25 protein-coding genes are annotated in these 12,319 nt (G+C 35.4%); all 25 read right to left on the bottom strand.

Translation table 11 applies throughout. The features are described from left to right. Positions 1-94 precede the first annotated feature (94 nt). The 25 genes from rplQ to rplB all read right to left on the bottom strand — a co-directional run bounded on the left by rplQ (position 95) and on the right by rplB (position 12,310). Positions 95-622: a 50S ribosomal protein L17 gene (gene rplQ, locus NG806_RS17960; protein WP_214831145.1), complete on the bottom strand. Its 528-nt coding sequence runs from the start codon at positions 620-622 to the stop codon at positions 95-97. Between the two features lie 6 nt (positions 623-628). Next, complete coding sequence (locus NG806_RS17955) at positions 629-1,624, bottom strand: DNA-directed RNA polymerase subunit alpha (RefSeq protein WP_214831144.1); 996 nt, start codon at positions 1,622-1,624, stop codon at positions 629-631. Between the two features lie 33 nt (positions 1,625-1,657). Further along, the gene (rpsD, locus tag NG806_RS17950) at positions 1,658-2,266 is read right to left on the bottom strand and encodes a 30S ribosomal protein S4 (protein WP_214831143.1); all 609 of its coding nucleotides are present in this window, start codon (positions 2,264-2,266) and stop codon (positions 1,658-1,660) included. 19 nt (positions 2,267-2,285) lie between these two features. Continuing rightward, the gene (gene rpsK / locus NG806_RS17945) at positions 2,286-2,675 is read right to left on the bottom strand and encodes a 30S ribosomal protein S11 (protein WP_089028777.1); all 390 of its coding nucleotides are present in this window, start codon (positions 2,673-2,675) and stop codon (positions 2,286-2,288) included. 12 nt (positions 2,676-2,687) lie between these two features. Continuing rightward, complete coding sequence (gene rpsM, locus NG806_RS17940; protein WP_214831142.1) at positions 2,688-3,065, bottom strand: 30S ribosomal protein S13; 378 nt, start codon at positions 3,063-3,065, stop codon at positions 2,688-2,690. Positions 3,066-3,074: 9 nt separating this feature from the next. Then, a complete protein-coding gene (gene rpmJ / locus NG806_RS17935) occupies positions 3,075-3,191 on the bottom strand; it encodes a 50S ribosomal protein L36 (protein ID WP_007839480.1) in 117 nt (38 codons plus the stop codon). Positions 3,192-3,254: 63 nt separating this feature from the next. Continuing rightward, positions 3,255-3,470 carry a translation initiation factor IF-1 gene (gene infA, locus NG806_RS17930; RefSeq protein WP_034684855.1) on the bottom strand — a complete coding sequence of 72 codons (216 nt, stop codon included), beginning with the start codon at positions 3,468-3,470 and terminating at the stop codon, positions 3,255-3,257. A 3-nt stretch (positions 3,471-3,473) separates the two neighbouring features. Then, entirely contained in the window at positions 3,474-4,853 is a 1,380-nt protein-coding gene (gene secY, locus NG806_RS17925) for a preprotein translocase subunit SecY (protein ID WP_089028776.1), read from the bottom strand. A gap of 9 nt (positions 4,854-4,862) precedes the next feature. Next, positions 4,863-5,312 carry a 50S ribosomal protein L15 gene (gene rplO / locus NG806_RS17920; RefSeq protein ID WP_214831141.1) on the bottom strand — a complete coding sequence of 150 codons (450 nt, stop codon included), beginning with the start codon at positions 5,310-5,312 and terminating at the stop codon, positions 4,863-4,865. A gap of 18 nt (positions 5,313-5,330) precedes the next feature. Beyond that, positions 5,331-5,507, bottom strand: a complete 177-nt coding sequence (rpmD, locus tag NG806_RS17915) for a 50S ribosomal protein L30 (RefSeq protein ID WP_007839493.1) — start codon at positions 5,505-5,507, stop codon at positions 5,331-5,333. 10 nt (positions 5,508-5,517) lie between these two features. Further along, on the bottom strand, positions 5,518-6,039 hold the full coding sequence (gene rpsE / locus NG806_RS17910) for a 30S ribosomal protein S5 (protein WP_214831140.1): 522 nt from the start codon (positions 6,037-6,039) through the stop codon (positions 5,518-5,520). A gap of 19 nt (positions 6,040-6,058) precedes the next feature. After that, a complete protein-coding gene (gene rplR / locus NG806_RS17905) occupies positions 6,059-6,412 on the bottom strand; it encodes a 50S ribosomal protein L18 (RefSeq protein ID WP_214831139.1) in 354 nt (117 codons plus the stop codon). Between the two features lie 14 nt (positions 6,413-6,426). After that, a complete protein-coding gene (gene rplF / locus NG806_RS17900) occupies positions 6,427-6,972 on the bottom strand; it encodes a 50S ribosomal protein L6 (protein ID WP_214831138.1) in 546 nt (181 codons plus the stop codon). 17 nt (positions 6,973-6,989) lie between these two features. Then, positions 6,990-7,388 carry a 30S ribosomal protein S8 gene (gene rpsH, locus NG806_RS17895; RefSeq protein WP_214831137.1) on the bottom strand — a complete coding sequence of 133 codons (399 nt, stop codon included), beginning with the start codon at positions 7,386-7,388 and terminating at the stop codon, positions 6,990-6,992. A gap of 144 nt (positions 7,389-7,532) precedes the next feature. Continuing rightward, on the bottom strand, positions 7,533-7,802 hold the full coding sequence (gene rpsN / locus NG806_RS17890; RefSeq protein WP_214831136.1) for a 30S ribosomal protein S14: 270 nt from the start codon (positions 7,800-7,802) through the stop codon (positions 7,533-7,535). Between the two features lie 3 nt (positions 7,803-7,805). Further along, positions 7,806-8,357, bottom strand: a complete 552-nt coding sequence (rplE, locus tag NG806_RS17885) for a 50S ribosomal protein L5 (protein ID WP_214831135.1) — start codon at positions 8,355-8,357, stop codon at positions 7,806-7,808. A gap of 13 nt (positions 8,358-8,370) precedes the next feature. Next, positions 8,371-8,697 (bottom strand): 50S ribosomal protein L24, encoded by a 327-nt coding sequence (gene rplX / locus NG806_RS17880; RefSeq protein WP_179469468.1) that lies wholly within the window; start codon positions 8,695-8,697, stop codon positions 8,371-8,373. 22 nt (positions 8,698-8,719) lie between these two features. Next, positions 8,720-9,088, bottom strand: a complete 369-nt coding sequence (rplN, locus tag NG806_RS17875; RefSeq protein WP_034684837.1) for a 50S ribosomal protein L14 — start codon at positions 9,086-9,088, stop codon at positions 8,720-8,722. After that, positions 9,088-9,345 carry a 30S ribosomal protein S17 gene (rpsQ, locus tag NG806_RS17870; protein WP_052186088.1) on the bottom strand — a complete coding sequence of 86 codons (258 nt, stop codon included), beginning with the start codon at positions 9,343-9,345 and terminating at the stop codon, positions 9,088-9,090. Before rpsQ ends, rplN begins: the two co-directional genes overlap by 1 nt. 11 nt (positions 9,346-9,356) lie before the next feature. After that, complete coding sequence (rpmC, locus tag NG806_RS17865; RefSeq protein ID WP_200241614.1) at positions 9,357-9,545, bottom strand: 50S ribosomal protein L29; 189 nt, start codon at positions 9,543-9,545, stop codon at positions 9,357-9,359. Positions 9,546-9,557: 12 nt separating this feature from the next. Next, a complete protein-coding gene (gene rplP, locus NG806_RS17860) occupies positions 9,558-9,983 on the bottom strand; it encodes a 50S ribosomal protein L16 (RefSeq protein ID WP_054512044.1) in 426 nt (141 codons plus the stop codon). A 78-nt stretch (positions 9,984-10,061) separates the two neighbouring features. Continuing rightward, positions 10,062-10,799 carry a 30S ribosomal protein S3 gene (gene rpsC, locus NG806_RS17855; RefSeq protein ID WP_214831134.1) on the bottom strand — a complete coding sequence of 246 codons (738 nt, stop codon included), beginning with the start codon at positions 10,797-10,799 and terminating at the stop codon, positions 10,062-10,064. A 7-nt stretch (positions 10,800-10,806) separates the two neighbouring features. After that, complete coding sequence (rplV, locus tag NG806_RS17850; RefSeq protein WP_214831133.1) at positions 10,807-11,205, bottom strand: 50S ribosomal protein L22; 399 nt, start codon at positions 11,203-11,205, stop codon at positions 10,807-10,809. 2 nt (positions 11,206-11,207) lie between these two features. Next, positions 11,208-11,486, bottom strand: coding sequence for a 30S ribosomal protein S19 (gene rpsS / locus NG806_RS17845; RefSeq protein ID WP_027387215.1), 279 nt, complete (start codon positions 11,484-11,486; stop codon positions 11,208-11,210). A 2-nt stretch (positions 11,487-11,488) separates the two neighbouring features. Beyond that, the gene (gene rplB / locus NG806_RS17840; protein WP_214831132.1) at positions 11,489-12,310 is read right to left on the bottom strand and encodes a 50S ribosomal protein L2; all 822 of its coding nucleotides are present in this window, start codon (positions 12,308-12,310) and stop codon (positions 11,489-11,491) included. Positions 12,311-12,319 lie beyond the last annotated feature (9 nt).

Below are 12,319 nucleotides of genomic sequence, written 5' to 3'. Positions count from 1 at the left end.
CTTCGTAATGATACTGTATCTTAAAATCCAGATTATAAAAACAAAAAAAACCGTTCAGTAATTGAACGGTTTTTTATATATATCTGAATGAATATTATTCTTCAGTTTTCTCTTCAGTAGAGTCTGCAGCTTCAGCTGTAGGAGCTTCCACTTTTTCTTCTACTACAGGAGCATCAGCAACTACAGCTTCTACTTTTTTAGCAGTTGTAGCTCTTCTACTTCTTCTTGTAGCTTTTTTCTCTTCAGCATTAGGATTGTAAAGCTCATTGAAATCTACTAACTCGATAAGAGCCATATCAGCAGCATCACCTTGTCTGAAACCAGTTTTGATGATTCTTGTATAACCGCCATTTCTCTCAGCGATTTTTGGAGCTACTGTTCTGAATAATTCAGTTACTGCTTCTTTACTTTGAAGATATGAAAAAACAATTCTTCTGTTATGTGTAGTATCTTCTTTTGCTTTTGTTAATAGGGGCTCAACATATACTCTTAAAGCTTTCGCTTTAGCTACAGTAGTGTTGATTCTTTTATGCTCAATTAGAGAACAAGCCATATTAGAAAGTAAAGCACTTCTATGAGAAGCTGTTCTTCCTAAGTGATTGAATTTTTTACCGTGTCTCATTATTAATTATTTATCAGCGTCTAACTTATATTTTGCAACGTCGAAACCGAAGTTAAGACCTTTTGAATGCACTAATTCTTCTAGTTCTGTCAAAGATTTTTTACCAAAATTTCTGAATTTCATCAAATCAGACTTACTGTAAGAAACTAATTCTCCTAACGTTTCTACTTCTGCCGCCTTCAAACAGTTTAGGGCTCTCACTGAAAGATCCATATCTGCTAATTTAGATTTAAGAAGTTGTCTTGTATGAAGAGTTTCTTCGTCATATTGGATAGATGCTTTTACAGCTTCAGTTTCAAGAGTGATTCTCTCATCAGAGAACAACATGAAGTGATAAATTAATATCTTAGAAGCTTCTGTTAAAGCATTTTGAGGACTGATGGAACCATCAGTTTCTATATCTAATACAAGTTTTTCGTAGTCTGTCTTTTGCTCTACACGATAATTTTCAATGCTGTATTGTACTTTCTTAATTGGCGTAAAAATAGAATCGATTGCAATAGTACCTACTGGTGCATTGTTCGACTTATTTTGTTCAGAAGGAACATACCCTCTACCCTTTTCTACATTGAAAGTAATTTCGAAAGTTACATCACTGTTTAGGTTACAAATAACCAACTCTGGATTCAAGATCTCAAATCCGTTGATTGATTTACCTAAATCTCCAGCAGTAATAATCGTTTGACCTGAAACCTTAGCGATAACCTGCTCATTAGACTGGTTTTCTGCTGTAGATTTTAATCTAACCTGCTTAAGGTTAAGAATAATTTCAGTAACGTCTTCGATTACTCCTGGAATAGTTGAAAATTCGTGCTCTACACCTTCTATTTTGATAGATGAAATAGCATATCCTTCCAGAGAAGAAAGCAACACTCTTCTCAAAGCATTACCTATTGTAAGCCCGAAACCTGGTTCTAAAGGTCTGAATTCAAATTGACCTTTAAATTCATCAGAGTTAAGTAAAATTACTTTATCGGGTTTTATGAATTGTAAAATTGCCATATTATTGGGTTGAGCAAAAATTTGATTAAAAAATTATTTAGAGTAAAGTTCGACGATAAGCTGTTCCTTGATGTCTTCCGGAATTTGGATTCTCTCAGGAGCAGATACGAAAGTACCTTCTTTTTTCTCATCGTTGAATTGTAACCACTCATAGTTTGCTTTTGATGCCAAAGCATCAGCAACAACCTCTAGAGATTTAGATTTTTCTCTTACAGCGATTACATCACCAGCTTTCACTAAATAAGACGGAATGTTAAGAATCTCACCATTCACAGTGATGTGTCTGTGAGAAGTTAACTGTCTTGCACCAGATCTTGTTTTAGCAAAACCTAATCTATATACAACGTTATCCAATCTTGATTCGCAAAGCTGTAATAAAACTTCACCTGTTACACCTTTACTTCTGTGTGCTTTATCGAATAAGTTTGCAAATTGCTTTTCTAAAATACCATAAGTATATTTAGCTTTTTGCTTTTCAGCTAACTGAACTGCATATTCTGATTTTTTAGCACCTCTTCTTTTGTTAGGACCATGTTGTCCTGGCGGTTGGTTTTTTCTCTTTTCGAAGTTTTTATCATCTCCGTAGATTGCAGCACCAAACTTTCTAGCAATCTTAGTTTTAGGTCCAATATATCTTGCCATAATGGGTAAATTCTAAAAATTAAACTCTTCTTCTTTTTGGTGGTCTACATCCATTGTGTGGCATAGGAGTCACATCAATGATTTCGCTAACTTCAATTCCTGAATTGTGAATAGTTCTGATAGCAGATTCTCTACCTGCACCTGGACCTTTCACAAACACCTTAACTCTTCTTAACCCAGCTTCGTGAGCAACATTAGAGCAATTTTCAGCTGCCATTTGAGCAGCAAATGGAGTATTCTTTTTAGAACCTCTGAAACCCATTTTACCGGCAGACGCCCAAGAGATAACTTCTCCGCTTTTATTTGTTAAAGAAATGATGATGTTATTGAAAGAAGCTTGAATATGCGCTTCACCAATAGCTTCAACTTTTACTTTTCTTTTTTTAACTACTTTAGTTTGTTTTGCCATAATTCCTAACGATTATTTACTTGCCTTTTTCTTGTTAGCAACAGTTTTTCTCTTTCCTTTACGGGTTCTAGAGTTGTTTTTCGTTCTCTGGCCTCTTAAAGGTAGTCCTAGTCTGTGACGTATTCCTCGTTGGCATCCTATGTCCATCAATCTCTTGATGTTCAATTGCACTTCAGAACGCAATTCTCCTTCTACTTTAACGTTTTCAGAGATGTAAGTTCTAATTGCAGCCAATTCATCGTCATTCCATTCGTTGACTTTCTTGTCTTCGCTGATACCGGCATTTTTAAGGATTTCAGAAGATGTACTTCTACCAACCCCATAAATATAAGTTAAACCGATAACGCCTCTTTTGTTTTTTGGTAAATCAATACCTGCAATTCTCGCCATAATTTAATATTAGCCTTGTCTTTGTTTAAATTTTGGGTTCTTCTTGTTGATTACGAAAAGCACACCTTTTCTGCGTACAATCTTGCAATCAGCGCTTCTTTTTTTTATTGATGCTCTAACTTTCATTTGATAGTATTTATTTTTTAACAATAGCCAAATGGAAACCCGAAGACTCCATTTGGCGTTTGTTTAATATCTAAAAGTAATTCTCCCTTTTGTCAAATCATAGGGAGACATTTCTAGTTTTACCTTATCACCAGGTAAAAGTTTAATATAATGCATTCTCATTTTACCAGAAATATGAGCGATAAGTATATGCCCATTTTCTAGCTCTACACGGAACTGGGCGTTCGAAAGTGCTTCCGTTATCACGCCGTCTTGTTCAATATGTTTTTGTTTTGCCATAAATTAATATCCAGTCGTTCTTGATAATTTAGACTGCATTAAGCCATCATAATGATGGTTCAGCAGATATGTATTAATCTGTTGAACAGTATCTAAAATAACTCCAACCATAATCAATAGTGATGTTCCCCCGAAAAATAGGGCGAACGCATCTGTCTGAACTAAGCTTCCGTGTACAATTGCCGGAAGGATTGCAAAGATAGATAAAAATATTGCACCTGGCAAGGTAATTTTTGATAAAATATCATCTAAATAATCAGCCGTCTCTTTTCCTGGTCTTACTTTCGGTACTAAACCTCCGTTTCTCTTTAAATCATCAGCCATTTGGTTAACCGGAATTGTAATCGCAGTATAGAAAAATGAAAAGATTATAATTAGCAATGCAAACAATACATTGTATTGCCAGCTAAAAACATTCTTGAAACCTGCAAGAAAAGTATTGGATTCGTCAAATTTGGTTAATAAACCTGGTACGAACATCAATGCCTGAGCAAAGATGATTGGCATAACTCCAGCCGCATTAACTTTCAATGGGATCCACTGTCTTGCTCCTTGCATAAGATTTTTATTTACACCTCCTCTTGCTTGCGCTCTGCTTACATATTGAATTGGAATTTTTCTCACAGCAACAGATAGTACTACTGCTAAGAGAACAACCAACATCCAGAATATTACCTCAATAAGGATCATAATAGACCCCATCCCTCCTTTTCCGTTCTGCACGGCCATTTCCTGTACAAATGCTTCAGGTAATCTAGATAAGATACCAACCATAATAAGGATAGAAATACCATTTCCGATTCCCTTATCAGTAATTTTCTCACCTAGCCACATTGCAAATACTGAACCGGCAACCAAAATAACAATACTTGGTAACCAGAACATGATAGAATTTGGCTCTACATAATATGCAGACTGGAACTGAGCGTACGGCAAAAATAATTGAGTAATAGAAGTTAAATAAGAAGGTGCCTGTACTAAACAAACTCCGATAGTTAACCATCTAGTTATTTGATTCAATGTATTTCTACCTGACTCTCCATCTTTCTGAAGTTTCTGAAGATAAGGAATTGCCATCCCCATCAACTGAACAATAATAGAAGCTGAAATATAAGGCATTATACCAAGTGCCATAACAGAAGCGTGGCTGAAAGCCCCCCCTGTAAACGACGAAAGCAAGCCAAGGAGACCTGCTCCTTGCTTGTTACCGCCTTGACTTTTATAATGCTCTAAGAGATCTCCTACTTGTGCAAGATTAATTGCAGGTAGAGAGATATAAGATGCGAATCTATACACAAGGATAATACCTAAAGTGAAGATAATTTTATCTCTTAATTCTTTAAGGCTCCAAATATTTTTGAGGGTTTGTATAAATTCTTTCATTAGTTACTATTATAATGTAATTGCTTTTCCACCTGCTTTAGCAATAAGCTCTTCAGCAGATTTAGTGAATTTGTCAGCAGAGATTGAAACCGCAGATTTCAATTCACCTCTACCCATAATCTTCACAATTTCGTTTTTAGTAGCTAAACCGTTTTCGATTAGAACTTCTTTAGTAATATCTCCTGTTATAGATTTATTTTCTATTAAAGTCTGGATAGAATCCAGGTTAATTGCTCTAAATTCTTTTCTGTTTACATTTTTGAAACCGAACTTAGGTAATCTTCTTTGTAAAGGCATCTGACCACCTTCGAAACCGATCTTCTGAGAATAACCAGCTCTAGCTTTTTGACCTTTGTGACCTTTTGTAGAAGTACCTCCTTTTCCACTACCTTGTCCTCTACCAATTCTTTTTGAATTAAAAGTAGAACCTGCAGCAGGTTTTATGTTGTTTAAATTCATTTTAATTTCTTTTTAAAATTATTTTTGAACTTCAAGTAAATGACTAACTGCAGCTATCATCCCTAAGATAGAAGGCGTAGCTTCGTGTTCTACAACTTGGTGAAGTTTCTTAAATCCTAATGCTTCAAGCGTTCTCTTTTGGGTTTTTGTTCTTCCAATAGCGCTTCTTACTTGCTTTACTTTGATTGTTGCCATTGTTTTTATATTAACCGTTAAACACTTTAGTTAAAGAAACTCCTCTCATTCTTGCAATTTCTTCAGGTCTTCTGATATCTAACAACGCTTTGAAAGTAGCTTTCACCACATTGTGAGGGTTAGAAGATCCTTTAGATTTTGAAAGGATATCGTGAATACCAGCAGATTCCAATACTGCTCTTACCGCACCACCGGCGATAAGTCCTGTACCGTGAGAAGCAGGTCTTAAGAAGATATCTGCACCACCGTATCTAGCAGTAGTTTGGTGAGGAATTGTATGGTTCATTACAGGAACTTTCACAAGATTTTTCTTAGCATCTTCAACTGCCTTAGCAATTGCAGAAGCAACTTCTTTAGATTTTCCTAAACCGTAACCAATAATTCCTTCTTCATTTCCAACAACAACAATAGCAGAAAACCCGAAAGCTCTACCACCTTTAGTTACTTTTGTTACTCTGTTTACAGCTACGAGACGATCTTTTAATTCTAATCCTCCCGGTTTTACTCTTTCTATATTATCTAGTCCTAACATATTTTCCGAAATTTAATGATTAGAATTTAAGTCCTCCTTCTCTCGCACCATCAGCTAGAGCTTTCACTCTTCCATGGTATACGAAACCGTTTCTATCAAACACAATACTTTCAATTCCTGCAGCAACTGCTTTAGCAGCAATAGCTTTACCAACAGCAGCAGAAACTTCAATTTTAGTTCCATTAGCGTCAACTCCTTTCTCTCTAGAAGAAGCAGATACTAAAGTTTTACCATTTTTATCGTCGATTAACTGAGCGTAAATTTCCTTATTACTCTTATATACCGATAATCTTGGCAATTCAGAAGATCCAGAGATTTTTCCTCTTACTCTTCTTTTTATTCTTATTCTTTTTTCTAATTTACTTAATGCCATTTTCTTATAATTTATTAAGCAGATTTACCAGCTTTACGTCTAACATTTTCACCAACGAATCTTACACCTTTTCCTTTGTACGGCTCAGGCTTTCTGAATGAGCGGATTTTTGCAGCCACCATTCCAAGAAGTTGCTTATCATAAGACGTTAAAGTAATAATTGGGTTTTTACCTTTTTCAGTCAATGTATCGATTACCACTTCTTTTGGAAGTTCTAAAACAATACCGTGAGAGAATCCTAAAGCTAATTCAAGTTTTTGACCTGAATGAGAAGCTCTGTATCCTACCCCTACTAGTTCTAACTGTTTTGTGAAACCTTCAGCAGTTCCTACAATCATGTTGTTGATCAACGCTCTGTATAAACCGTGAAGCGCTCTGTGTTGCTTAGAATCAGATGGTCTGTTAAAAGTCAGTTCTCCATCTTTTTGTTCTAAAGTAATTCCTTCTGTAAGTTCCTGGGTAAGTTCTCCCTTTGGACCTTTAACTGTTACAACACCGTTATTTTCAGTAACTGTAACACCTGAAGGAACTGTTATAATTGCTTTACCAATTCTTGACATTTTCCTTTGATTAAAAATTAATAAACATAGCAGATTACTTCACCGCCTACTTTCTCTTCTCTAGCTTTCTTATCTGTCATTACTCCTCTAGAAGTTGAGATAATAGCTACACCCAAACCGTTTAGTACTCTTGGAAGTTCAGTTGAACCTTTGTACTGTCTCAAACCTGGTCTTGAAGCTCTCTGAATAGATTTAATAGCTGGTTTGTTAGTTTGCTTGTCATACTTTAAAGCGATTTTGATTGTCCCTTGAACAGCGCTATCTTCAAACTTGAAGTTTAAGATATACCCTTGATCAAATAAGATTTTCGTAATCTCCTTTTTGATTTTCGATGCAGGAATTTCCACCACTTTGTGGCCTGCGCTTTGTGCGTTCCTTACTCTTGTTAGGAAATCTGAAATTGGATCTGTTACCATTTTTCTATTTTAAATTATTGGTTGAAGACAATCAGTATTGAAAAGACTTGAAGATTAAAATATCAGACTTCAGAAAATCTTAGGTCTGATATTTTTTTTCTTTAGTTTCCAGACAACTTAATTGTCCCGATTAATTATTAATTGTTACCAACTAGCTTTTTTCACTCCAGGGATAAGGCCATTGTTAGCCATTTCTCTGAAAGTTACTCTTGAAAGACCGAAAGTTCTCATGTAACCTCTTGGTCTACCTGTTAGTTTACATCTGTTGTGTAATCTTACAGGAGAAGCATTTTTAGGTAATTTTTGAAGTGCATCATAATCACCAGCTTCTTTTAAAGCTTTTCTTTTGTCAGCGTATTTAGCAACTAGTGCTTCTCTTTTGCGCTCACGCGCTTTCATTGATTCTTTAGCCATTTCTTAGTTCTTTTTAAATGGTAAACCGAAGTGAGTTAATAATGCTTTCGCTTCTTTATCTGTTTTCGCAGTAGTAACGAAAGTGATGTCCATCCCTTGGATTTTTTTCACTTTGTCAATTACGATCTCAGGGAAGATAATCTGCTCAGTAATACCTAAGTTATAATTACCTCTACCATCAAAACCATCAGCTTTGATACCAGAAAAATCTCTAATACGTGGTAAAGCTGAAGCAGTAAGTCTGTCTAAGAATTCATACATTTTATGAGCTCTTAAAGTAACTTTAGCACCTACAGGCATTCCTTTTCTCAATTTGAAGGCAGCCTCATCTTTCTTAGAGATTGTACCTACAGCTTTTTGTCCAGTAATATTTGTAAGTTCTTCTACAGCATAATCAATGATCTTTTTGTCTGCAGTGGCATCACCTAATCCTTGAGATAGGATGATTTTTTCCAATTTAGGTACCTGCATTACAGATTTGTACCCAAATTCTTCCATCATTGCAGGAACAATTGTTTCGTTATATGCTTTCTTGGGTCTTGCTATATATTCCATGTGTTATTTAAAATTATAAAGTTTCACCCGTTTTTTTGTCGATTCTTACTTTCTTATCTCCTTCAGTTTTGTAACCTACTTTTACAGCTTTACCGTCTTTACCAACTAAAGCGATGTTTGAGATATGAATAGAAGCTTCTCTTTCTACGATTCCTCCTTGAGGATTTGAAGCTGAAGGCTTAACGTGTTTCTTAATGATGTTAAGTCCTGCAACGATTACTCTAGGGTCTTTTCCTTCTTTTTTGATCACTTCAATAACTTCACCAGTTTTACCTTTGATATCTTTCTTACCAGTAGTAATGATTACGTTATCTCCTCTTTTTATTTTTAACTTTGACATTTTCTTATAAAAATTTTAAAAATTAAAGTACTTCAGGAGCTAATGAAATGATTTTCATATATTCTTTGTCTCTCAACTCACGAGCAACTGGTCCGAAAACACGCGTTCCTCTCATTTCTCCTCCAGCGTTTAGTAAAACACAAGCATTGTCTTCGAATTTGATGTATGAACCATCTTTTCTTCTAACTGCTTTTTTAGTTCTTACTACAACTGCTTTAGATACCTGACCTTTCTTTGCGTTTCCTGATGGTGTAGAATCTTTAATAGTAACTACGATTTTATCACCAACTGAAGCATATCTTCTTCTGGTTCCTCCCAGAACTCTGATAACCAATACTTCTTTAGCACCTGTGTTATCAGCAACTTTTAATCTTGATTCTGTTTGTAACATTACTTAGCTTTTTCAATGATTCTTACTAATCTCCATCTTTTACTCTTGCTCATAGGTCTTGTTTCTTGGATAAGAACTGTATCTCCTTCTGTGCATTCGTTGTTCTCGTCGTGTGCAGTATATTTCTTCGTCTTTAATACGAATTTACCGTACATCGGGTGTTTCACTCTAGTAGTCTCACTTACAACAATGGTCTTTTCCATTTTATTGCTGGAAACTATTCCGATTCTTTCTTTTCTTAAGTTTCTTTCCATAATGTATGAAAATCTTATTGTTGTTTAGTGGTTAACTCTGTATTTAGTCTTGCGATTGTCTTTCTCAAATCTTTGATTTGAATTGGATTTTCAAGCGGACTGATTTTATGAGCTAATTTCATTTTTGTGAATTCAGCTTTTGCTTCAGTCAATTTAGCTTGAATATCTTCTGCGCTTAGATTTTTAATTTCAGCTTTTTTCATTGTATTCAAAGATTATAGAGGTTTAACAAAATCATTAGCAACTACAAAATTGGTAACTACCGGTAATTTTTGTGCAGCAAGTCTTAAAGCTTCCTTAGCGATGTCGTAAGATACTCCACCCACTTCGAACAAAATTTTACCCGGCTTTACTACAGCTACCCAATATTCCACAGCACCCTTACCTTTACCCATCCTTACTTCGGCAGGTTTTTTAGTAATAGGCTTATCTGGAAATATTTTGATCCATAGTTGACCTTCTCTCTTCATATATCTTGTAGCAGCAATACGTGCAGCTTCAATTTGTCTTGCAGTGATCCAAGCTCCTTCTGTAGCTTTGATTCCGAAAGTACCATAAGCAAGTTGATTACCTCTCTGAGCAATCCCCTTCATCTTCATCTTATGAACTTTACGAAATTTGGTTCTTTTTGGTTGTAACATAATTTCTTAAATTTTAGATTTTAGAATTTAGATTTTAAAAAAGTAACGGTCATTTAAAAACTATCCTCTAAAATTTTATTAATTATTTTTTTTATCTCTTGAAGGTCTTCTGTTATCTCTATCTCCACCTCTGTTTCCACCTCCTGAAGGTCCTTTTTTCTGTTGTCCTACTAGTGGAGAAAGTTCTCTTTTACCATAAACTTCACCTTTCATAATCCAAACTTTAACCCCAAGTCTACCGTAAGTAGTGTGAGCTTCTGCAATATGATAATCGATATCAGCTCTGAAAGTAGATAAAGGAATTCTTCCGTCTTTGAAAGATTCGCTTCTTGCCATTTCAGCACCGTTCAATCTACCAGAGATTTGAACTTTGATACCTTCAGCACCCATTCTCATTGTGCTTGCTATAGCCATTTTAACAGCTCTTCTATAAGAAATTCTGTTTTCAATTTGCTTAGAAATGCTATCAGCAACTAATACTGCATCAAGTTCAGGTCTTTTGATTTCGAAAATGTTGATTTGAATATCCTTACCTGTAAGTTTCTTCAATTCTTCTTTTAATTTATCAACTTCCTGACCTCCTTTACCGATGATAAGTCCCGGTCTAGCAGTAGTAATAGTAACTGTTACTAATTTTAATGTTCTTTCAATATAAATTTTTGAAATCCCACCTTTAGATAATCTAGCTTCAAGGTATCTTCTGATTTTGTAGTCTTCAGCGATTCTGTCTCCATAATCGTTTCCACCAAACCAGTTAGAATCCCATCCTCTGATGATACCTAATCTGTTACCAATTGGATTTGTCTTCTGTCCCATACCTTGATTAATTTTCTTTATTACCTAAGATTAATGTAACGTGGTTAGATCTTTTTCTGATTCTATGACCTCTACCTTGTGGAGCTGGTCTTAGTCTCTTCAATTGTCTTGCACTATCCACGAATATTTCTTTAATGATAAGGTTTGCTTCTTCTATATCAGCACCTTCATTTTTAGCCTGCCAGTTTGCCATAGCAGAAAGAAGTAATTTCTCTAACTTGTTAGAGGCTTCTTTTTTAGAATATTTTAGAATATAAAGAGCTTTATCTACCTGTTCTCCTCTAATGATATCAACTACTAATCTCATTTTTCTTGGAGAAGATGGGCAATTATTTAATGAAGCTTTTACAACATCTTTGTTAGCTTCTTTTCTTGCGATTGAACTATCTTGTTTTCTTGATCCCATGATTATCTGCTTCCTTTATTTTTATTACCACCATGACCTCTGAAAGATCTTGTTGGAGAAAATTCGCCTAACTTGTGACCAACCATGTTTTCAGTAACATAAACTGGGATAAAAGATTTCCCGTTGTGTACTGCAATAGTTTGTCCTACGAAGTCCGGAGAGATCATCGATGCTCTAGACCAAGTTTTAATAACTGTCTTCTTACCAGACTCTATGTTTGCCTGAACCTTCTTATCTAAAGTATATGCGATGAACGGTCCTTTTTTAAGTGATCTTGCCATAATTATTTTCTTTTAGATACGATGTAACGGTTAGACACTTTGTTTTTCTTTCTAGTTTTGTAACCTTTAGCCGGCATACCATTTCTAGATCTTGGGTGACCTCCAGAAGAACGTCCTTCCCCACCACCCATTGGGTGATCTACTGGGTTCATTACTACCGCTCTTGTTCTTGGTCTTCTACCTAACCATCTGCTTCTACCAGCCTTACCTGATACAGTTAACTGATGATCCGAGTTAGAAACCGAACCAATCATTGCATAACATTCAGTAAGGATCATTCTAGATTCTCCTGAAGGCAATTTGATGATTGCATATTTTCCGTCTCTTGAAGTTAATTGAGCTGAAGAACCAGCACTTCTTGCTAAAATAGCACCTTGTCCAGGTTTCATTTCAACACAAGAAATAACAGTACCCAATGGAATATTTTTCAATTTCATTGCGTTACCTACATTTGGTTCTACGCTTTCTCCTGAAACTACTTTCTGATCTACTTTAATACCGTTTGGAGCGATGATATATCTCTTCTCTCCGTCTGCGTACTCTAATAAAGCGATAAATGCAGTTCTGTTTGGATCGTATTCTACAGTTTTTACCGTTGCTTCAACATCATGCTTGTTTCTTTTGAAGTCGATAATTCTGTATTTCTTTTTGTGTCCACCTCCGGTGTAACGCATGGTCATTTTACCAGTTTGGTTACGTCCACCTGACTTACTAATACCAACTGTTAGAGATTTCTCTGGTTTGTTGGTAGTAATTTCCTCAAAATTGTTTACAATTCTGAATCTCTGTCCTGGGGTGATAGGTTTTAATTTTCTAACAGACATTACTATTAT

The organism is Chryseobacterium paludis (assembly GCF_025403485.1).
GTDB lineage: Bacteria > Bacteroidota > Bacteroidia > Flavobacteriales > Weeksellaceae > Chryseobacterium > Chryseobacterium paludis.
Note: the sequence above shows the minus strand (reverse complement) of the source record. Positions and strands in the feature narration are given on the sequence as shown.

Coding starts and splice junctions, on each gene's coding strand:
- rplQ (WP_214831145.1), bottom strand. CDS start 622: ATGAGACACGGTAAAAAATTCAATCACTTAGGAAGAACAGCTTCTCAT.
- NG806_RS17955 (WP_214831144.1), bottom strand. CDS start 1,624: ATGGCAATTTTACAATTCATAAAACCCGATAAAGTAATTTTACTTAAC.
- rpsD (WP_214831143.1), bottom strand. CDS start 2,266: ATGGCAAGATATATTGGACCTAAAACTAAGATTGCTAGAAAGTTTGGT.
- rpsK (WP_089028777.1), bottom strand. CDS start 2,675: ATGGCAAAACAAACTAAAGTAGTTAAAAAAAGAAAAGTAAAAGTTGAA.
- rpsM (WP_214831142.1), bottom strand. CDS start 3,065: ATGGCGAGAATTGCAGGTATTGATTTACCAAAAAACAAAAGAGGCGTT.
- rpmJ (WP_007839480.1), bottom strand. CDS start 3,191: ATGAAAGTTAGAGCATCAATAAAAAAAAGAAGCGCTGATTGCAAGATT.
- infA (WP_034684855.1), bottom strand. CDS start 3,470: ATGGCAAAACAAAAACATATTGAACAAGACGGCGTGATAACGGAAGCA.
- secY (WP_089028776.1), bottom strand. CDS start 4,853: ATGAAAGAATTTATACAAACCCTCAAAAATATTTGGAGCCTTAAAGAA.
- rplO (WP_214831141.1), bottom strand. CDS start 5,312: ATGAATTTAAACAACATAAAACCTGCTGCAGGTTCTACTTTTAATTCA.
- rpmD (WP_007839493.1), bottom strand. CDS start 5,507: ATGGCAACAATCAAAGTAAAGCAAGTAAGAAGCGCTATTGGAAGAACA.
- rpsE (WP_214831140.1), bottom strand. CDS start 6,039: ATGTTAGGACTAGATAATATAGAAAGAGTAAAACCGGGAGGATTAGAA.
- rplR (WP_214831139.1), bottom strand. CDS start 6,412: ATGGCATTAAGTAAATTAGAAAAAAGAATAAGAATAAAAAGAAGAGTA.
- rplF (WP_214831138.1), bottom strand. CDS start 6,972: ATGTCAAGAATTGGTAAAGCAATTATAACAGTTCCTTCAGGTGTTACA.
- rpsH (WP_214831137.1), bottom strand. CDS start 7,388: ATGGTAACAGATCCAATTTCAGATTTCCTAACAAGAGTAAGGAACGCA.
- rpsN (WP_214831136.1), bottom strand. CDS start 7,802: ATGGCTAAAGAATCAATGAAAGCGCGTGAGCGCAAAAGAGAAGCACTA.
- rplE (WP_214831135.1), bottom strand. CDS start 8,357: ATGGAATATATAGCAAGACCCAAGAAAGCATATAACGAAACAATTGTT.
- rplX (WP_179469468.1), bottom strand. CDS start 8,697: ATGTCAAAGTTAAAAATAAAAAGAGGAGATAACGTAATCATTACTACT.
- rplN (WP_034684837.1), bottom strand. CDS start 9,088: ATGTTACAAACAGAATCAAGATTAAAAGTTGCTGATAACACAGGTGCT.
- rpmC (WP_200241614.1), bottom strand. CDS start 9,545: ATGAAAAAAGCTGAAATTAAAAATCTAAGCGCAGAAGATATTCAAGCT.
- rplP (WP_054512044.1), bottom strand. CDS start 9,983: ATGTTACAACCAAAAAGAACCAAATTTCGTAAAGTTCATAAGATGAAG.
- rpsC (WP_214831134.1), bottom strand. CDS start 10,799: ATGGGACAGAAGACAAATCCAATTGGTAACAGATTAGGTATCATCAGA.
- rplV (WP_214831133.1), bottom strand. CDS start 11,205: ATGGGATCAAGAAAACAAGATAGTTCAATCGCAAGAAAAGAAGCTAAC.
- rpsS (WP_027387215.1), bottom strand. CDS start 11,486: ATGGCAAGATCACTTAAAAAAGGACCGTTCATCGCATATACTTTAGAT.
- rplB (WP_214831132.1), bottom strand. CDS start 12,310: ATGTCTGTTAGAAAATTAAAACCTATCACCCCAGGACAGAGATTCAGA.